The organism is Parabacteroides sp. D25, from assembly GCF_000307475.1.
GTDB classification, from domain to species: Bacteria; Bacteroidota; Bacteroidia; order Bacteroidales; family Tannerellaceae; genus Parabacteroides; species Parabacteroides distasonis.
The window spans coordinates 531,988-551,326 of sequence record NZ_JH976500.1; the positions used below are offsets into that span (position 1 = coordinate 531,988).

Here is a 19,339-nt window from a genome sequence, read left to right on the forward strand (position 1 = left end):
AGTCGTTGTTTCTTTTTAGAGACGGCCGCAAGCCTTCTGTAGTTGATAGTAAGTGTAAATCACGTGGGTACGGGTATTCGTGAGCTGTAGCTCCGCGTTGAGGAGAACCGAGTTCGCGTCGAGTAAGTCGGTTAGGATCGCCAATTGGTTTAAATACCGGTTTTGCATGATCCTGTAGTTCTCTTGAGCTTGCCGTACGGATAACTTCAAGGCTTCCACTTCTTGTAGAGCTTCCTTATGACGTAAGAACGCGGTGCGCACTTCTATACGGATTTTCTGTTTTTTCTGTTCCTCCTCGTTTTTATGTAACGAGACCATCCATTTGCTTTCCTTTATCTTATGGTTGTTTTTATATAAAGAGGATAAAGGGTAGGAGAGCGACAGACCTATGTTCCAGTTGTTATTGTACATATCCGCTAATGTTCGGGAGACTGGACGTGCCAATGTGTTCGACGCATATAGCGATAGGCTGGGTAGCGATGAGGCTTTAGTCAAACGTATATCGTTTTGGGCTAACTCTGTTTGTTTCCGGAGTAGACGTATCGCCGGATCATTGGAATAGGCTTGGGCTACATAATCTTCGTAAGTTTCTAAAGATACGGTTTGGTCCAGTAACGTGGTGTCTGGCTTGAGCAACAGATTCTCATCGAGACCGATCAGGATATCCAATTGCTGTGATACCAGTATGAGGCTATTATCCGTTTCTTGCAAGGATAGGCGGTCGTTGGTTAATTGCATCTCGCTTCTTAATACGTCGTTATTGGTTATCAGTCCCTCTTTTTTCATACGCCGGATATCTTGCAGGCGGCGTTCCGATTCCTCGATATTACGGGAAAGCACCTCACGTTGTTTAAACAGGCTGAAAAGACCGATGTATTGATTTAATAGACCGAGCTTGATCTCACTTTGGTCTGTGAGCGTTTGTAAAGAGGCGACTTCTTTCTCCAGATCCGCTTTCCGGATGGAATACCGGATTTTACCGCCTTGGTATATCGGTTGGGTAAGGTCGATGGCATAGTTCTGGGACCAATCGGGCGCTTCCGGGCGAGTCGGATGGGCGAGTCCTTGCTCAAAGAGGATCGGTTGCCCTACATATCCACCTTTCAAGCCGATTTGCAGGTCTGGCAATTGTGCGGAACGTGCCGTATGGGTTCTCTCTTGCGCTATCGATTCTTTTAAGACGTCTGCTTGGATCTGCAGACTATGCCGTACGCCTCTCTCGAAAAGCTGGTCGATGGTCAAGAAGAGCGAATCGGTTTGGGCGATTGCCGGAAATGTAGCGACCGTCATACAAAAGAGGCTCAATACGTGCTTTTTATATATTCTCAAGGACATTATGTACTGCTTTTAATACGGATAACATGGTTTCTACGTTCTCTATTCCGATAATATGCTCCGCATGTACATAAACCTGATCAAGGATCGGGCGAATTTGCTTTTTGAATTCTTCTCCTTCCGGGGTTAGGAAAACCAGTTTGTTCCTCCGGTCCTCGGGATCTTCTTTCCGATGGACGTAGCCTTTCTTCTCTAAATTGTTCATTAGGTTTGTCAGACAAGCCTTATCCTTTGCCGTTCTCTCTGCCAAGACCTGTTGGGTGATACCTTGTTCGTGCCATAGGCAACTCAAGATTTGAAGCATCTCAAATGTTATACCGGCGTTGTTCTTTTTCAGCGTTCGTTGCATAGACCGACGAAATGCCATGCGTGTGCGGACAACTTGTAACATAAGTTCCCGGAATTCTTTACCTTCTACCATTACTTATAATTCTTTTAAACTTGCTGGGCGCGAAGATAGCGTTTTTTCTCGGATTAGTCAAATGTTTAACTAATTAGCGTCTTGCTAATAAAGTATGTTTGCCATCTAGGTGGCACAGCTTTGCCATCGGCGTGGCACGGGCTTGCCATCACTATGGCACGGGTATGCCATCAGCGTGGCACAGCTGTGCCAAGGCGATGGCAGATGTTGGCACAGTATGTGTATGAAAGACAGGTGTATAGAATGAAGGCGTAACAAACCCGTGGAGTGATTCGTTACGCTTTCTGTTTAGTTCTCGTTTACGAGTTTAAGATGCATTCTTCTTTATCCAAACGCCTCCTTCAATTGCTTCACCCATCGCTCGATTCGTTTGTCGGTTTGATCCGGTTGGTTTTCCAAATCGAGGACTAAGCCTAGTAGTTTGCCATTTTTCAAGGCTTTGGAGGCATTAAAGAAATAATCATCCGAAGAGGTCTCGCCTACTAAAGTCGCTCCACAGGAGGTGAAAGCGTCCGCCAATATGCCGACTCCATCGGCGAAATTATCCGGATAATTCGTTTGATCTCCAAGACCGAAAATAGCGACCTTCTTATTTTTAAGGTCTAAAGTGACCAGTTCCGGGATGATCTCGTCCCAATAGGTGGGAAGTTCGCCATCGAACCAAGTAGAGGTTCCTGCGATTATATGGTCGTAAGCCTCGAAATCTCTTTTCCATGCGCTTTCAATAGGGATGATATCGATCTGATCCTCCCCGAAAGCTTTTCTTATTTTATTGGCGACAAAGGTTGTTTTCTCTGTGCCCGTTCCGTAAAATAATCCTGTTTTCATTGTGATACTTTTAAAGATTTAACGAATGTGGATCTAATAAAGCAGCAGTTCTTTTGCCGCATGATAGATGGTCTCCTCGTTGGGGAGGATGGCCCGTTCCAAGACCGGATGGAAACCAACCGGAGTGAATAGGGAACCTACCCGTTGGATCGGAGCATCCAAGTACTGGAATAGTTCCGAGCCGATGATGCCGGCAATTTCCGCTCCGAAGCCAGAGAAGACCTTGTCCTCATGTACGATCAATACTTTACTGGTTTTCTTCACCGAGTTGAAGATCGCCTCTTTATCCAATGGTATCAAGGTACGAAGATCGATAACCTCCAGTTCCCAGCCTTTTTCTTTGTAAAGAAGCTCGGCTACGTTGAGGCAAAGATGGGTCGTATTGCCATAAGTGATGATTGTCAGATCTTTTCCCGGACGGCGTATGCGGGCTTTCCCGAACGGAACCTCGAAATCCTCGGGGACAAAGGTGGAGGCTTCTACCGCGTTGTAGAGCGCTTTCGGTTCCAGATAGAGCGTAAAGCCTTTAGAACGCATGCTCGTCCGCAACAGCCCGGCGGCATCATCCGCGAAAGAGGGATAAACAATCCGGGCACCGGGCAGTGAGGTCAATGCGCCCTCGATGGTCTGGGAATGATAAAGTCCTCCTCCGATATAGCCTCCGGAGGCTAGGCGCAAAGTGATGTTTGGGGTAAATTGCCCGTTGCTGCGCCAATACTCATGCGTACATTCCACGTATTGCTCGACGGCCGGCCAGAAGTAATCGGCGAATTCCGCGCCCTCGATCACTACATGGATCTTCGGGTCAAAGCGGCACATACCGTTCGCTGTCCCTACGATATAATCCTCGGCGATAGGGGCGTTGAAGACTCGCTCGATACCGAATTCTTGCTGCATGCCTTTCGTGATGTTGAATACGCCACCCTTTTCTTTATTGGCTACATCCTGTCCCCAGATAAACGTATCCGGGTTGTGCCGGAACTCCGCTTTCAACGTCTTGTTGATCGCCGTAACTAGCGTTTCTTTCTCTCCTTCCTCGTTTTGAACACCTTCTTTGTATTTTTGAGGTTGATAAGGTTCCGGGAGGACGTAATCCTTGACGGTAGACGGATCGGGATCGGGGGCGGCCATCGCTTTCCGATTGGCGGCTTTCAGGTCTTTAGCCGCTAGATCCGCGATCTCTTTCAATTCTTCCTCGGTGAAACGTCCGTAACGAATCAGCATGCGATGGAATTTGTATAAAGGATCGGCGGATTTTACATAGGTAAGCTCGTTCTCATCACGATACAAGGTATGTTTATCGGAGTTTGAGTGGGAGCCTATCCGTACGCAATTGGCCTGAACGATTACGGGAGTCCGGTTGGCGATCGCATACTCTTTGGCCTCGGTCATGGCATTCATGGAATCGAACACGTCTTTTCCATTGCAATGGATAATACGTAAATTCTTGAAGCCAGAGAAGTTATCGGCAACTTTACGATTGGCCGTCTGGTCCTTTTTGGGGACAGAGATACCATATCCATTGTCTTGGAAGACAAAGATAACCGGCAGTCGCTCATTGCTGGCGCCATTGATTGCCTCATACACATAGCCTTCGGAAGCGGCCGATTCACCGTGCGAGGTAATCGCTACGCCTTTCTGTCCATAGTAAACCATCGCCCGTGCCACGCCGGCGGCATGGAGATCGTGAGTCGCCGTAGCGGAAGAAACGTTCTCGATATGCCATTCCATCTTAGAGAAGTGGTTAGACATGTGGCGGCCGCCACTGGTCAGATCGGTCGCCTTGGAGATACCGTTCAGGATGATCTCCTCGGCGGTCATTCCCGCCGAGAGAACCGTCAACATATCCCGGTAATAGGGGAAGAGAAAGTCCGTGTCCTTATCGAATACTTGTCCCATGGCGAGTTGTATCCCGTCGTGCCCGGCATACGGGGCATGATAAGACCAGCCGAGAGATTGCAATAAATAGGAGGGAGCCTTCTCATCGATCGCCCTTCCGAGCGTCATAAGGTAAAACCATTTCCTGAGAGTCTCCTTATCTGTTGTTTTTATATCATACTTTTTCATGTTGTTCTATTATATATAATGTATTAAGCGTTCCAATTCTCTAGTTCGTCGGCGATGGAACGTAAAAAGGCTCCCGCCAAAGCTCCGTCCACGATACGATGATCGTAGGAGAGTGAGAGGTACATCTTGTGACGGATAGCGATCGTATCTCCCTCGGGCGTCTCTACTACCGCAGGCTTCTTCTCGATATAACCGACGGCTAGGATCGCTACTTGAGGCTGATTGATGATCGGGGTGCCGAACAGACTCTTGAAGGTTCCGAAATTCGTAATCGTGAACGTTCCGCCTTGGATGCTATCTGGGGCGAGCTTATTCTCACGGGCTTTAGCCGCCAAGGTATCTATTTGTGAGGCGAGGCCACTTAGGTTCAGCTTATCGGCATCGTGTATAACCGGGACAATTAAATTTCCGTCGTTTAAGGAAACCGCTATACCTATATTAATAGGCTTCTTTAGGATGATATTGTAACCGTCCACGGATGAATTTACTAATGGATAGGCTTTCAACGCTTTGGCGGTCGCTTCGGTAATAGCCGGCATATAAGTTAGGTTGATGCCTTCTTGCTTGAAGAATTGATCCTTCACTTTTTTACGCCAGTTAACCAGTCGGGTCACGTCTACCTCGATAACCGACGTCACATGCGGAGATACTTTTTTCGATAATACCATATGGTCCGCAATGATCTTACGTACACGATCCATTTCTCTCACCTCGTCTCCTTGGGCGAGTGGAGCGGATGGAGTGGCCGCTGTCATAGGCATGGAAGGAGCGGTCGGCGGCGCTACCGTAATTGTTGGCGTGCTCGTAGCCGTTTGCTGCATGGAAGAAACAGGAGCCTGTTTCGGCTTCGGCATTTCCGTACCTTTATTTTTGTGATCGATATACGTTTGAATATCTTTCTTACTGAGACGTCCCAGATATCCGGTACCCGGAATATGATCCAGTTCATCTTGCGACACACCGGCAGCTTTCGCTAATTGCAATACGACGGGAGAATACCAACGATCTTCCTCTTGGGAATTCTTTGATAATTCCTCTGAGGCGGGAGCGGGGACTTTTTCTTTCGGTTGAGTAGCCTCCGAGGTTTCCGGCTGAGCTCCGTTATCCTCTCCTTCACCTTCGATCTCAAGGATCGCTACGACTGTACCGACCGCTACGGTGTCTCCCTCATTAAAAAGAAGTTGTTTTACTTTTCCCTCAACGGGGGATGGAATCTCAGCGCTTACTTTCGCTGTGCTTACTTCGAAAAGGACATCATCTTCCTCTACGGTATCACCTACCTTTACCGACCATGAGATGATGGTTCCTTCTGTAATACTTTCGCCCAACTTAGGCATCTTTATCTCAAATGTAGCCATATTTTGATTTTTTAATTACTGTTATATAGTGGGAGACGGGGCGTGCCCCGTCTCTACAAACGGTATATAATAAGAACAAAGATCAAGAAGGTAAGTTTCTGTATTATAGTGTATAAGTGTTAAAGTTCCAGCTGGCTGTAGCATATTTCTGCTCTTTAAGCCGATAGATGGCTTCCAAGTCTGCTTGCGTGAAATAATAATCTTGAATGCCGGGATTATTGATCGTGAAATAGTAAAGAAGCGCTTTCTTAAAATGCTGGATGGAGATAGAAGCCGGAAGATGGGCGCTGATATTCGTGACCGGACTCCGTACAGATTTAACGAATGTCGATCGTTTACCTCCTGTTTTCTCTGGTGCTTGACGGGATGTACTTTTCAAGGAGGTGACGAGCCTATCCAGATCGGTGGAAAACAATAAGGTAGCATGGTGCATATACCGATTCTTATGGATACTCTGTGCGCTACCCGATATTTTAAATCCTCCGATAGTTAATCCTTTCCGTTCATCCACCTCGACATGTACTCCCAATGTCTTGAGAAAATTCATGATCTGGATGGTATATTTATCGGTCTGCATAATCTGGCCGGTCTCTATAAATGTAAGATTCAGGTTTCCCGGATCATGGTAAACGGCACCACCACCGGAAAACCTGCGTGCTATCTTGATTTGTTGGTCTTGTACGAATTTGAGATTTACCTCGGCCCATACATCCTGATGCTTACCGATCACGATTGATGGTTCATTCTGCCAAAGCATGAAAATATTCTCTTTGAAATTCTTGAGCAGATACTCTTCGGCGGCCAAATTGAAGTATGGATCCGTTTGTGTATTGTGAATGCAAAGCATCAGGAAACTGTTTTAGTTAGGCGTTTTATTAGATATATAAACTTTCGTGGAGGATCTCACTGACTGTCGGATGCGGGAAAATATTTTTCTTAAATTCATCGACTGTATAACCATTCTCGACAGCGATTCCGGCGGTGACGATAATCTCGGATGCCGGATTCCCTAGTAGATGGCAACCGATGATACGATCCTCGTCGTCCGTGATCAGTTTACATAAACCATTACCATTCTCGTTCTCTGCGACGAAACGTCCGGAATAGGTCATCGGGATCTTTTGAACACGGAAACTTTCCCCATTCGCTACCAATTCCTCTTCTGTCTTACCCACGCTCGCCAATTCCGGATTCGTATAAACTACCGCCGGAATGGCTTTATAGCTCATCTCGTCCGGTATGCCTAGGATATGGTGTATGGCAACTTCCGCTTCCCGGTAAGCCGTATGTGCCAGCAGGGAAAAACCGGTAATATCTCCAGCCGCATATACATGTGGATGGGAAGTCAGCATATGTTCGTTTACCTTTACACCGGCCCCTTGTATTTCGATCGCTAGATTTTCTAGTCCCAGACTCTTTGTAATCGGACGGCGGCCCACGCTCACCAATATTTTATCGGCTTCAATCGTGTCTGCCTTGCCGTTTTTCTCAACAAAGACTTTCTCTGCGGATACCTCTGTAACTTTGGTATTCAAGAAAAACTCTACGCCTTTTTTCTTATACTCGGATCGAAGCATCGCTGAGGTTTCTTTATCCATATTCCCTAATATCTCGGGTAGCATCTCGATTACCTTCACCTTTACGCCCATACTGTTAAAGAATGAGGCGAACTCCATTCCGATCACGCCACCACCGATAATCGCTAACGATTTTGGCAAATCGTTGAGATCAAGGGCTTCCCGGGAAGTCCAATACTTGACCTCAGATAATCCTTTGATAGGAGGGATCACGGTTTCAGAGCCTGTACATACTAACACATTCTTCACTAAATACTCTTTTCCATCACAGTGAATCCGTATATTTCCAAACTCCTCTCCGGTGATTCGTGCCTCTCCTTCTACGATGGTGACGCCGTTACCCGTAAGCCGGGCTTTTACCCCGAGCGTAAGTTTACGGACGGTCTTGTTCTTCCGGTCGATAATCTTTGCCAAGTCGAAACTTGGGTCTTTCATCGCCACTATACCATATTTGGAGGCACTTTTGATACTGTCTAGTATCTTGGCGGAGTATAAAAGAGTTTTTGTCGGGATACATCCCTCGTTTAGGCAGACGCCACCGATAGCGTTCTTCTCGAAAAGGATCGTTTTTAATCCATTCTCCGAAGCCCTTTCGGCGGCGGTGTAACCCGCAGGTCCACCGCCTATGATTGCTATGTCATATTCCATATACATTAATTATAATTATTTGAATACTAAAATTCGTTCCTCTAATGGGGCGAATTGTTTTTCTCCCGGTTCTTGCGTAGAGGTACCGAACGGCATCTCGGCGATCAGTTTCCAGTTCGGATTGATATGCCATTGTTTAGCGACCGCCTCGTCGATCAACGGGTTGTAATGTTGCAGAGAAGCGCCGAAACCGGCGTCTTCCAGCATAGTCCATATCGCGAGTTGATGCATAGCCGATGTCTGTTGGGACCATACCGGGAAATTATCTTTATAAGAAGGGAATTGCTTCTGCAAGCCTTCTACTACCGCCGTATCCTCGAAAAAGAGGACCGTGCCATAGCCAGCCTCGAAAGAATTATCTATCTTTGCCTCGGTAGCCTTATAGGCTTCGGCGGGGACGATTTTACGAAGCGTGTCTTTTACGATTTCCCAAAGCTTCTTGTGGCTTTCACCCAGTAGCAGTACGATTCTCGTAGACTGCGAATTGAATGCGGAGGGAACGTGAGTGACCGCTGTCTTAATAATCTCATGAATCTCGTTGTCGGAAATGGGAGAGTTGTTACCTATTCCATAATGTGTCCGGCGATGCTGGATCGCTTCTTTAAAACTTCTTGCCATAATGAATATCATGTTATGTTGTTATATACCTATAACTAATTTAAGACATGATTTGTTGAGGAAAAAATATTTGAGAATTCTTGCGGATAAATCAAAATAATTCTTACCTTTGCACCCTGTAAAGATAAGACTCTATTAGAATCTTCGTTTTTGTTCATGATGCTAGTTCAGAAAGGGAAGACACATAGCAGGAGTTGACTTAAATTTCGTATAATTTAAAAGAACAGATTAGAAATGTCTAAAATTTGTCAAATTACTGGAAAGAGAGCAATGGTTGGAAACAACGTTTCTCACTCAAAGAGAAGAACGAAACGTAAGTTCAATGTCAACCTGTTTACGAAGAAGTTCTACTGGGTAGAGCAGGATTGCTGGGTTAGCTTGAATATATCTGCGGCTGGCTTACGTACAATCAATAAGTTAGGTTTGGATGCGGCTATCAAGATGGCGGCTGAAAAAGGTTATTTGAACGCATAATTTGTGGAGGATATAGAAAATGGCAAAAAAAGCAAAAGGAAATAGAGTACAGGTAATCCTTGAGTGTACAGAGCACAAGGAAAGTGGAATGCCGGGTATGTCTCGCTATATCACTACGAAGAATAGAAAGAATACTACTCAGAGATTGGAATTGATGAAATACAATCCGGTTTTGAAGAAGATGACGTTACACAAAGAAATTAAGTAATAGGAGATTTTAAACGATGGCAAAAAAAGCAGTTGCAACATTTAAGAAAGGTGACGGTCGTACTTATTCCAAAGTGATTAAAATGGTTAAGTCTCCGAAAACAGGTGCATACATCTTCCAAGAAGAAATGATCCCTAACGAAGCAGTAAAAGATTATTTCGCTAAATAATAAATTAGCGAATTAAAAGAATATAAGAGGCTTCTCTCCGATAAAGCGGAGGGGAGCTTTTTTTATGCCCTAAACTTTTGAAAGTATAGTTGGTTACAAACAAAATATTTTCTTAATTTTGTTGGGTTAATTTGTAGAGACAGGGCATGCCCCGTCTCTTCCCATCCAAATGGTAGTTTGTATGAAATAATAATATAACAAGATAAAATAATTAAAGCTATGAGATTCGATGTATCCAGCACTGCGCTATTATCACGTTTACAGTCTATAAGCAAGGTTATCGCTTCCAAGAACTCTTTACCGATTCTGGACAGCTTCCTTTTTAACCTAGAAGGAAATACGCTTACGGTGACAGCTTCCGATGCCGAGACCCGGTTGGTGACTTCCGTAGACGTCATGAATGCCCAAGGTGCCGGACTCTTTGCGGTTTCCGCCAAGATATTGCTCGATCCGCTGAAAGAGCTTCCCGAACAACCGCTTACTTTTGATATCAATGATGAGAATTTGGAGATTTTCATTCATTTCCAGAATGGAAAGTATAATTTTATCGGTCAGAAAGGGGACACATATCCGCAGCAGAAGCCGTTGAATGATAACGCTATCTCTATCTCGATGGATGCCCAGATGCTGTTAAACGGCATCAGTCGTTCCTTGTTCGCCACAGCCGATGATGAGCTTCGCCCTGTAATGAATGGTGTCTATTTCGATATCCATACGGATGATTTGACGTTCGTGGCATCAGACGGACATAAATTGGTTCGCTTGCGTAACTTGGCGGTGAAATCCCCGGAACGGGCTTCTTTCATTTTGCCGAAGAAGCCGGCTAATTTATTGAAGAATTTGTTGGCGAAGGAGTCGGAGCAAGTATTGATTAAGTTTGATGATAACAATGCGTATATTACTTGCACGAACTTCGAGATGGTTTGTCGTTTGATCGAGGGGCGTTACCCGAACTATAATAGTGTGATTCCTCAAGAAAACCCGTTTAAGGTAACGATCGATCGTATCTCTTTCTTGAATGCTTTAAAGCGTGTTTCTGTCTTTTCTAATCCGGCGAGCAGCTTGGTGAAGTTGCACTTGAAGGATAGCTTGATTACGGTTTCCGCCCAAGATATCGATTTCTCCACTTCTGCGGAAGAGCGTATTGTTTGTCAGTTTGACGGGACGGAGTTAAGCATCGGTTTTAAGGCTACATATCTGATCGAGATCCTTGGAAATATCAGCTCGGAAGAGGTTGTATTAGAATTAGCGGACCCTTCACGTGCCGGCTTGATCGTTCCTTCTGAGAATGATGAGGACGAGGACTTGCTCATGTTGCTGATGCCGATGATGTTGAATGACTAATAAATAAATAATGCAGTTAAACTTAAGGAACCCGCTGGTCTTTTTTGATTTAGAGACCACGGGTATAAATATCGTAAAGGACCGTATCGTAGAGATTTCCTACGTGAAGGTCTTCCCAAATGGGAAAGAAGAAACGAAGACACGCCGGATAAATCCCGGTATGCCTATTCCCCCCGAATCTACCGCTATTCATGGCATAACCGATGAAGATGTAAAAGATTGTCCGACCTTTAAGGAGATCGCTAAATCTTTGGCAACCCAGATCGAGGGTTGTGATTTGGCCGGATATAATTCCAACCGTTTTGATATACCCATGCTTGCCGAGGAGTTTCTGCGTGCGGGTGTGGATATCGATTTGAACCGGCGCAAATTTATCGATGTACAGACGATTTTCCATAAGATGGAGCAACGTACGTTATCTGCCGCTTATAAATTCTATTGCAATAAAAGCTTGGAGAACGCTCATACGGCTGAGGCTGATACGTTGGCTACGTATGAGGTGTTGAAAGCGCAGCTGGATCGCTATCCGGATTTGAAGAATGACGTAGCTTTCCTTTCCCAATATTCCTGCTACTCGAATAATGTGGATTTCGCCGGACGTATGGTTTACAACGATAAAGGCGAGGAGGTTATTAACTTCGGTAAGTATAAAGGCCGTTTGGTAACGGAGATCTTGAAGTCGGATCCGGGTTATTATTCTTGGATCATGAATGGCGATTTCCCGTTGAATACGAAGAAAATGTTGACAGAGATCCGTTTGAGAGACTTTAATTCAAAATAAGGCGATGAATAATTTTGAGTTTTGCAATCCTGTAAAGGTTGTGTTCGGCAAAGGAAGTATTGCCCGTTTGTCTGCGTTACTTCCAGAAGGAAGTAAGGTTCTGGTGGTATACGGTGGCGGTAGCATTAAGAAAAATGGCATTTATGAGCAGGTGACGGCAGCTTTGAAAGACTTCCATACCTATGAGTTTGGTGGTATCGAGGCGAATCCCCGTTATGAGACTTGTATGAAGGCTGTTGAGTTGGTGAAGAGGGAGAATATCGATTTCTTGCTGGCGGTAGGCGGCGGATCAGTGATCGACGCTACGAAATTTATCGCTTCGGCTACGTTTTTCGAGGGAGATCCTTGGGATATCTTGTCGAAAGGTGGCGTGATAAAGAAAGCGCTTCCTTTAGGAGTAGTGCTGACTTTGGCCGCTACCGGTTCGGAAATGAATGAACGGGCGGTAATTTCCCGGGAATCTGTTCATGAGAAATTGAATTTCATGTCTCCGTTGGTGTTCCCTAAGTTCGCTATCTTAGATCCGCAGGTAACTTATTCTTTACCAGAGCGACAGGTGGCTAACGGTGTCGTTGATTCGTTTATCCATGTGGTCGAGCAATACCTGACTTATCCGGTGAACGCTAAGGTTCAAGATTATTTTGCCGAGGGATTGATGAAGACAATCGTGGAAGAAGGCCGCAAGGTCTTGCAAAACCCGAATGATTATGATATTCGTGCTAATTTGATGTGGGCGGCTACGAATGCCTTGAACTGTTGGATCGGCCAAGGAGTACCCCAAGACTGGTCCTCACACCGTATGGGATATGCATTGACGGCGCAGTTTGGCTTGGATCATGCCCAGACTTTGGCGGTTATCTTGCCGGGTGTCATGACCTATATGCGTAAGGAGAAAGCGGCGAAACTGATCCGGATGGGAGAGGTCGTATTTGGTATTACCGAAGGATCTGCCGATGAAAAGGCGCAAAAGTCAATAGAGGCTACGGAAGATTTTTTCCATTTCATGGGATTAAAGACCCGTCTTTCCGACTATGGGATCAAGGAGTCCGACTTGGATGCTTTGGTGGAACCTATCGATCGAATGGGATGGAAACTTGGCGAATATGGCAATATAAACTCAAAAGTAGCCAAAGAGATTCTTTTGTTGAGGTTGTAGAGACGCAACGTGCTACGTCTCTACTGGCAAAGATAAATTGATTCGATATATGACATTGAAAGATAAACATATTATATTAGGGATTACGGGGAGTATAGCCGCATACAAAGCCGCTTATATCATCCGGGGATTGGTGAAAAAAGGAGCCGAGGTACAAGTGGTTATCACGCCGGCGGGAAAAGAGTTTATCACTCCGCTTACGTTATCGACGTTGAGTAGCCACCCTGTAATCAGCGAGTTTTTTTCCAATAGGGATGGTACATGGAATAGCCATGTGGATCTGGGGCTTTGGGCGGATGCCATGTTGATTGCTCCGGCTACCGCTTCCACGATCGGTAAGATGGCGAACGGAATCGCCGATAATATGCTGATAACTACTTATCTTTCTTGCAAATCCCCTGTATTCGTGGCTCCGGCCATGGATTTGGATATGTTCGCTCATCCGAGTACCCAACAGAATCTGGAGCGCTTGCGTTCATTCGGTAACCGGATTATCGAACCTGCCGAGGGGGAATTGGCGAGCCATTTGGTTGGTAAAGGCCGGATGGAAGAACCCGATAAGATTATCGAGGTTTTGGAAGACTTCTTTTTCGCTCAAAAAGATCTTGAAAAAAAAAAGATCTTAATAACAGCAGGTCCGACATATGAAAAGATAGATCCCGTACGTTTTATAGGTAATTACTCTTCCGGTAAGATGGGGTTCGCTTTAGCGGAAGCTTGTGCGGAGAGAGGGGCGGAGGTGACTTTGGTCGCTGGTCCAGTCTCTTTAAAAACACATCATCCAGCTATTAAACGAATCGATGTTGAGTCTGCCGGGGAAATGTACCAAGCGGCGATGACCGCATTCCCGAGTAGCGATGCTGCCATATTATGTGCCGCTGTCGCCGATTACCGTCCGGAGAATGCTTCCGAGCAGAAGATCAAACGGGAAACGGAGAGAGAGATGACGCTTCATTTGGTTCCGAACCCGGATATCGCCGCCTCTTTGGGTGCGATCAAGCGGGAAGGACAGGTCATGGTGGGGTTCGCCTTGGAGACGAACGACGAGGCTACTCATGCCGAAGGTAAACTGAAGCGGAAGAATCTCGATTTCATCGTCTTGAATTCTTTACGAGACCAAGGTGCCGGTTTCCGTTGCGATACCAATAAGATCACGATTATCGACAATGCCGGAGGAGTAACGAGCTATCCGCTCAAAACGAAGCGGGAGGTAGCCTGTGATATCGTAAATAAGTTGGTAACATTATTGAAATGAGAAAAGTAAGAAGACTGTTTTATCTATTCATGCTTTGCGCCGCTCCTTTTTGTGGGAAGGCGCAAGAGTTGAACGCCCGTATCACGGTGAACGGAGACAAAATTGCGACCGCTAACAAGCAAATCTTCACGACCTTACAGAACTCCTTGACTGAGTTCGTGAATAACCGGAAATGGACGGATGCCACGTTTGCCGTCAATGAGAAGATCGATTGTACGATGACGATTATCGTGAATGAATTGGATGAGACGAACTTCAAGAGCGAGATCCAGATACAAGCCCGCCGTCCGGTCTATAATTCCAGTTATACAACTACTCTTCTGAATTTCAGGGATCAACAGTTGGATTTTGAGTATACGGAGGGCGAGCCGTTGGACTATAACTCAAATACGCTGACCAGCAATCTTACGGCCACTATCGTGTTTTACGTCTATGTGATCTTGGGGCTTGATTTCGATAGTTTCGCTCCGAAAGGTGGAACTACCTATATACAACAAGCCCAGCAAATCGTGAACATGGCCCAGTCTGAGATGTCGTGGACGGGCTGGAAAGCTTTTGATAGCAACCAGAACCGCCATGCCGTAGCGACGGCTTTGCAAGATAACGCATCCGACGCTTTCCGGGAAATGTGGTACACGTATCACCGGAAAGGACTCGATGAAATGGCAGCAAATCCGGATCGTGGACGTACGACGATCATTAGTGCGCTTCCCGCCTTGCAGGAAGTAAAGAAAGCCCGGCCTACCTCTGTGCTTCTACAAATGTTCGCCGACGCTAAATTAGATGAGATTATCGCAATTTATTCGAAAGCGACCACACAAGAGCGGCAAGAGGGCTATAAGATGCTGTTCGAGATCTATCCGGCACAATCCACTCGCTTGGAAGAGCTTCAAAAACCAGTAAGGTAAAATAGTTATGTTGAAATCCTTATTTATACAGAACTTTGTCTTGATAGACAATTTGGATATCCGCTTTGATAAAGGCTTCTCGGTGATAACGGGTGAGACCGGAGCGGGAAAATCAATTATATTAGGAGCCTTGTCTTTGGTGCTGGGACAGCGTGCGGATGGCAAGAGTATAAAGAAAGGTTCGGATAAATGTGTGATCGAGGCCGTATTTGATGTCTCAAAATATCAGTTGGAGCCTTTCTTCCTAAGTAACGACCTTGAGTACGACGCGGATAGCTGTATCTTGCGTCGGGAACTTTATGCCTCCGGCAAATCCCGTGCCTTCGTCAATGATTCTCCGGTTTCCCTTACGATCTTAAAAGAGTTGGGAAGCCGCTTGATCGATATCCATTCGCAGCATCAGAACCTATTGTTGGGCGACAACCGTTTCCAGCTGAAAGTGATCGATGTAATGGCCGAAAATGAGATCTTGCTCATTCTTTATAAGAAGGAATTTACTCGTTATCAGGCGTTGCGAAGGGAACTGAAAGATTTGAGGGACAAAGCGGCTCAAAGCAAGCAGGAGGAGGACTATATCCGTTTTCAATTGGAACAATTGGACGAAGCCAACCTTCAACCGGATGAGCAGGATGAGTTGGAGCAAGAGCAAGAAACTCTCTCGCATGCGGAGGAGATCAAAAGCTCTTTATATAAGGTAACCGAACTCTTGGACGGCGAGGAGCAAGGAGCCATCCAAATACTCAAGGAAGCCCTTTCCACCGTGGATTCCTTAGAAAGATATTTCCCGAAAGCCAAGGAGATCTCCGAGCGAATCCGCTCGGCTTATATCGACTTGAATGATCTGGCTTCCGAGACAGACGTTTTAAAGGAAGATGTAGAGTTCAACCCGGAACGATTGGAATGGGTGAATGAACGCTTGAATATCCTTTATACACTTCTGCAAAAACACCGTGTCTCCACCGTGGATGAATTGATTGCTATACGGGATCAATACCAAGAGCAATTGCGTGCGATCGATTCTTTCGATGAGCAAATCGGTTTGTTAGAGAGTCAATTGGATGCCTCGTATAAAGAGTTGCTTCAACAAGCCTCCGTGCTTAGCGAGCAGCGTAAAGTCGCTTCCACGGCGATGGCCTCGCAATTGGTCAAGATGATTATTCCGTTGGGGATGCCGAATACCCGTTTCCGTGTGGACATCCTTCCTCGCAAAGAGCCGGAGAGCGATGGAATGGACGATATCCGATTTATGTTCTCCGCCAATAAGAGCGCGGAATTGCAGCCGGTAGCCCAAACCGCTTCCGGAGGTGAGATCTCCCGGTTGATGCTCTGCATTAAGGCTATGATTGCCGGGTTCACCGCTTTACCTACTATTATCTTTGATGAGGTAGATACGGGGGTATCGGGTGATATCGCCGATAAAATGGGGGATATCATGCAAGAACTCGGAACAAAGATGCAAGTTTTCGCTATCACTCACTTACCTCAGATAGCGGCGAAGGGGCAAGCTCATTATTTTGTTTATAAGAAGGATACCAAAGACCGTACGCTGACCCGTATCAAGCAATTAGAGGGGGAGGAACGTGTGAACGAGGTGGCCCGTATGTTGAGCGGAGCCTCGTTGACAGAGGCTTCTCTTGCCAATGCGAAAGATTTGTTGGGTATCAAGGATTAAACCTTTCTGAAGTAGGGCAGTCTTAGATAAAAGAACAAACGATTCGCTTTATTATTAACTTAAAATTGAAAAGACATGAAACGATTCAGCTTACTATGTGTGTTGGCTATATTGTGCAGTTTACCCGCTTACAGCCAGTTTTGGATCAGTTTTGGGTGGAATGAACCGCATTGTCAAAATTGTCTTTGGATGGAGCAAGCGATGCATTTGCCCGCTCGCCAAGCAGCGGAATACCATAAGATTATCCATAAGTACGGACAGAAAATAGAGAAGGAGGCCCGCCGTGACTATCGGTATTGGGACCGTGCGGCTCGCCGTATTTACGATTTGCGTATGGAAAGGGATCGTAAGATCCAACGTCTATTGACTCCGGCCCAGTTCAATCTATATGTCCGTTTTGTAAGGGAGCATCCGCAACGTATCCATGATTATCGGGGATGGTATGCGAATCCGAGATATCCGGATCGCCGCCCGTCCCATGACTGCCGTCGATATGAGGATAACTATTGGAATTACCGCTGGGGTACCATTCACCATGACAATCATTGGAGAGACGACCGGCATGACTCAGATAGACATTGGGATCGTGACAACCATCGTCATGACTATCGGAAACCAGCGAAACCGGATAAGCCCAAACCTAAAAAGAATAAGAAGGATCGGGACGATAGAAAAGAACGGTATTATAGCAATGGGCGAAAGGTCTAATAATTCAACCATAGCTTGAAAGAGGCCCATTTTTCTTTGCTGACCAATATTTTCTCTTTATGTTCCGGCTTTATGTGGACAATGACCTTATTCTGAAAATAGGGCTCTATTTTCACGATGGATTCGATATTTATGATCGTCTGCCGGTTCGTCCGGAAAAATTTATCGGGATCTAATTGTTCCATGAGTTTATCCAGCGGGAAATCGATTATGTACTCCTTGTTTTGGCGTGTGACAGCGAAGGTGATCTTGTTTAATGAATAAAAGTGGGCGATATCCTCCACCTGTAAAGTGATCAGTTTCTCGTTGCCGGAAATAAGGAAACGGGTCCTGTATTTCTTGCCGGGATACGTGAGGGAATGGAGTACTTCCAATAAATCATTTTGCTCTAAGAGCTTCTGGTTGTACTTAGACGTGACATGCTCGAATTTTTGGATGGCTTCCTCCAATCTCTCTTGTCGTATCGGTTTGAGTAGATAATCAATACTGTTTACCGTAAAGGCCCGGACTGCATATTCATCGTAAGCGGTCGTAAAGATAATGAGACTTGTAGGACAAGCCTGTTCTATAAATAAAAAAGAATTTCCATCCGACAACTGGATATCCAGAAAAACGATATCCGGATGCGGATGGGAAGCGAACCAAGCCACGGATGATTCGATGCTTCCGGGTATCTTGATGATATCCCATTGCGGGCGTAATTTCTTTATCATACCTTCCAGTAACCGGGCGGCCGGTTTCTCATCTTCGATAATGGCTACTTGGATATTATTCATAAATAAGTGGGATTGATACGGTGAATTGGTGATCATTTTTTCGGATCTGGATATCCTGCTTACATAGTAATTGATAACGCTCCGACAAATTCTTTAATCCTTTACCGGATGCGTTTGAGACTTTTTTAGGCCGTAATGTATTGCTGACGCATAGATATCGACTGTTCCTTTCAGTATATACCCGTATGGTCATCGGGTTAAAATCGTCGATATAATTATGTTTCACGACATTCTCGGCTAGTAGTTGCAGTGTCAGAGGGGGCAATTGATGGTCAATGACGTTGTCGGGAAGATCGCGTTCCAACGACAAACAATCTCCCAGCCGGACTTGATGGAGGAATATATAGGAATCCAGAAAATCAAGCTCCTCTTTTAAAGAGACGATCTGGCACTGTTGCTGGCGGAGCACGTAACGGTATACCTCGGATAGATGCTGCGTAAACTTGACCGCCGTAGCCGGATCATACTCTATCTCTGCTATCAATGTATTCAAGCTATTGAATAGGAAATGAGGATTTAGCTGGCTTTGGAGAGCGGTATATTTAGCTTGTATAGATTCTGCTTCCAATCTTTGTTTCTCCTTATATAAATTCAATGTATAACGCATCGAATAATTAATCAAGAGAAGGCTGAAAATGATCATCTCCACGAACCAGACGGCTATTACCAAACCGGCCCCTTTTGCCCGGATCACGAAAGGATCGCCAATGCTTGTGATCCATTTCAACGAGATAAACAGGGTACAATTCATAAGTAGCAATAGGATCGCTACCAGCAGATAATGCCATAACATCCGGCTTTTATCGATATAATATAATGGATAGTTGGTAGCCATCCAATGGCTGCTGACCAGTAAACTGAAACCGAACAAGTTGAATACCGCTATCGTGATGGACAAAGCGATCAATGAGATCTTTATATCGGGGATGCGCTCTTGTAGCTCCGTATGATATAACAGCAAGAAATAGGAAAAGACCCCTAATGCCGAAAACAAAAGGATACATGCCGATTTCCCGTATGATATTTCTTTCATGAC

At 45.5% G+C, this 19,339-nt stretch carries 20 protein-coding genes; 10 read left to right on the forward strand and 10 right to left on the reverse strand.

The features are described from left to right. Positions 1-15 precede the first annotated feature (15 nt). The 8 genes from HMPREF0999_RS02070 to HMPREF0999_RS02105 all read right to left on the reverse strand — a co-directional run bounded on the left by HMPREF0999_RS02070 (position 16) and on the right by HMPREF0999_RS02105 (position 8,852). Positions 16-1,335, reverse strand: a complete 1,320-nt coding sequence (locus HMPREF0999_RS02070) for a TolC family protein (protein WP_009275058.1) — start codon at positions 1,333-1,335, stop codon at positions 16-18. Then, a complete protein-coding gene (locus HMPREF0999_RS02075) occupies positions 1,316-1,756 on the reverse strand; it encodes a MarR family winged helix-turn-helix transcriptional regulator (RefSeq protein ID WP_009275059.1) in 441 nt (146 codons plus the stop codon). The genes HMPREF0999_RS02070 and HMPREF0999_RS02075 overlap by 20 nt, the downstream gene beginning before the upstream one ends. 324 nt (positions 1,757-2,080) lie before the next feature. Further along, the gene (locus HMPREF0999_RS02080) at positions 2,081-2,584 is read right to left on the reverse strand and encodes a flavodoxin (RefSeq protein ID WP_005857641.1); all 504 of its coding nucleotides are present in this window, start codon (positions 2,582-2,584) and stop codon (positions 2,081-2,083) included. A gap of 33 nt (positions 2,585-2,617) precedes the next feature. Continuing rightward, on the reverse strand, positions 2,618-4,651 hold the full coding sequence (locus HMPREF0999_RS02085; protein WP_005862955.1) for a thiamine pyrophosphate-dependent enzyme: 2,034 nt from the start codon (positions 4,649-4,651) through the stop codon (positions 2,618-2,620). A 23-nt stretch (positions 4,652-4,674) separates the two neighbouring features. Then, positions 4,675-6,009 (reverse strand): dihydrolipoamide acetyltransferase family protein, encoded by a 1,335-nt coding sequence (locus HMPREF0999_RS02090; protein WP_009275060.1) that lies wholly within the window; start codon positions 6,007-6,009, stop codon positions 4,675-4,677. Positions 6,010-6,112: 103 nt separating this feature from the next. After that, positions 6,113-6,856: a biotin/lipoate A/B protein ligase family protein gene (locus HMPREF0999_RS02095; RefSeq protein ID WP_005862951.1), complete on the reverse strand. Its 744-nt coding sequence runs from the start codon at positions 6,854-6,856 to the stop codon at positions 6,113-6,115. Between the two features lie 28 nt (positions 6,857-6,884). Beyond that, positions 6,885-8,234: a dihydrolipoyl dehydrogenase gene (gene lpdA, locus HMPREF0999_RS02100; RefSeq protein WP_010183358.1), complete on the reverse strand. Its 1,350-nt coding sequence runs from the start codon at positions 8,232-8,234 to the stop codon at positions 6,885-6,887. A gap of 15 nt (positions 8,235-8,249) precedes the next feature. Further along, positions 8,250-8,852 carry a nitroreductase family protein gene (locus HMPREF0999_RS02105; RefSeq protein WP_005857632.1) on the reverse strand — a complete coding sequence of 201 codons (603 nt, stop codon included), beginning with the start codon at positions 8,850-8,852 and terminating at the stop codon, positions 8,250-8,252. A gap of 234 nt (positions 8,853-9,086) precedes the next feature. On the opposite strand from HMPREF0999_RS02105, the gene rpmB reads away from it, so the two are divergent. The 10 genes from rpmB to HMPREF0999_RS02150 all read left to right on the forward strand — a co-directional run bounded on the left by rpmB (position 9,087) and on the right by HMPREF0999_RS02150 (position 17,527). Then, complete coding sequence (gene rpmB, locus HMPREF0999_RS02110; protein WP_005857630.1) at positions 9,087-9,326, forward strand: 50S ribosomal protein L28; 240 nt, start codon at positions 9,087-9,089, stop codon at positions 9,324-9,326. A gap of 19 nt (positions 9,327-9,345) precedes the next feature. After that, on the forward strand, positions 9,346-9,534 hold the full coding sequence (gene rpmG / locus HMPREF0999_RS02115) for a 50S ribosomal protein L33 (protein ID WP_005857628.1): 189 nt from the start codon (positions 9,346-9,348) through the stop codon (positions 9,532-9,534). A 16-nt stretch (positions 9,535-9,550) separates the two neighbouring features. After that, a complete protein-coding gene (locus HMPREF0999_RS21675; RefSeq protein WP_005638125.1) occupies positions 9,551-9,703 on the forward strand; it encodes a DUF4295 domain-containing protein in 153 nt (50 codons plus the stop codon). A 219-nt stretch (positions 9,704-9,922) separates the two neighbouring features. Further along, on the forward strand, positions 9,923-11,047 hold the full coding sequence (dnaN, locus tag HMPREF0999_RS02120) for a DNA polymerase III subunit beta (protein ID WP_005857626.1): 1,125 nt from the start codon (positions 9,923-9,925) through the stop codon (positions 11,045-11,047). Between the two features lie 10 nt (positions 11,048-11,057). After that, complete coding sequence (locus HMPREF0999_RS02125) at positions 11,058-11,828, forward strand: 3'-5' exonuclease (RefSeq protein WP_005857624.1); 771 nt, start codon at positions 11,058-11,060, stop codon at positions 11,826-11,828. A 4-nt stretch (positions 11,829-11,832) separates the two neighbouring features. After that, entirely contained in the window at positions 11,833-12,984 is a 1,152-nt protein-coding gene (locus tag HMPREF0999_RS02130) for an iron-containing alcohol dehydrogenase (protein ID WP_009275061.1), read from the forward strand. Between the two features lie 49 nt (positions 12,985-13,033). After that, positions 13,034-14,239: a bifunctional phosphopantothenoylcysteine decarboxylase/phosphopantothenate--cysteine ligase CoaBC gene (coaBC, locus tag HMPREF0999_RS02135; RefSeq protein ID WP_009275062.1), complete on the forward strand. Its 1,206-nt coding sequence runs from the start codon at positions 13,034-13,036 to the stop codon at positions 14,237-14,239. Further along, positions 14,236-15,147 carry a DUF4835 family protein gene (locus tag HMPREF0999_RS02140; RefSeq protein ID WP_005857619.1) on the forward strand — a complete coding sequence of 304 codons (912 nt, stop codon included), beginning with the start codon at positions 14,236-14,238 and terminating at the stop codon, positions 15,145-15,147. Before coaBC ends, HMPREF0999_RS02140 begins: the two co-directional genes overlap by 4 nt. Before the next feature lie 7 nt (positions 15,148-15,154). Beyond that, on the forward strand, positions 15,155-16,819 hold the full coding sequence (gene recN / locus HMPREF0999_RS02145) for a DNA repair protein RecN (protein ID WP_008779726.1): 1,665 nt from the start codon (positions 15,155-15,157) through the stop codon (positions 16,817-16,819). 189 nt (positions 16,820-17,008) lie between these two features. After that, positions 17,009-17,527 carry a hypothetical protein gene (locus tag HMPREF0999_RS02150; protein ID WP_010183333.1) on the forward strand — a complete coding sequence of 173 codons (519 nt, stop codon included), beginning with the start codon at positions 17,009-17,011 and terminating at the stop codon, positions 17,525-17,527. Here HMPREF0999_RS02150 and HMPREF0999_RS02155 read toward each other — a convergent pair. Further along, positions 17,524-18,303 (reverse strand): LytR/AlgR family response regulator transcription factor, encoded by a 780-nt coding sequence (locus tag HMPREF0999_RS02155; protein ID WP_010183331.1) that lies wholly within the window; start codon positions 18,301-18,303, stop codon positions 17,524-17,526. The genes HMPREF0999_RS02150 and HMPREF0999_RS02155 overlap by 4 nt on opposite strands. Then, on the reverse strand, positions 18,296-19,336 hold the full coding sequence (locus HMPREF0999_RS02160; protein WP_005857611.1) for a sensor histidine kinase: 1,041 nt from the start codon (positions 19,334-19,336) through the stop codon (positions 18,296-18,298). Before HMPREF0999_RS02160 ends, HMPREF0999_RS02155 begins: the two co-directional genes overlap by 8 nt. Positions 19,337-19,339 lie beyond the last annotated feature (3 nt).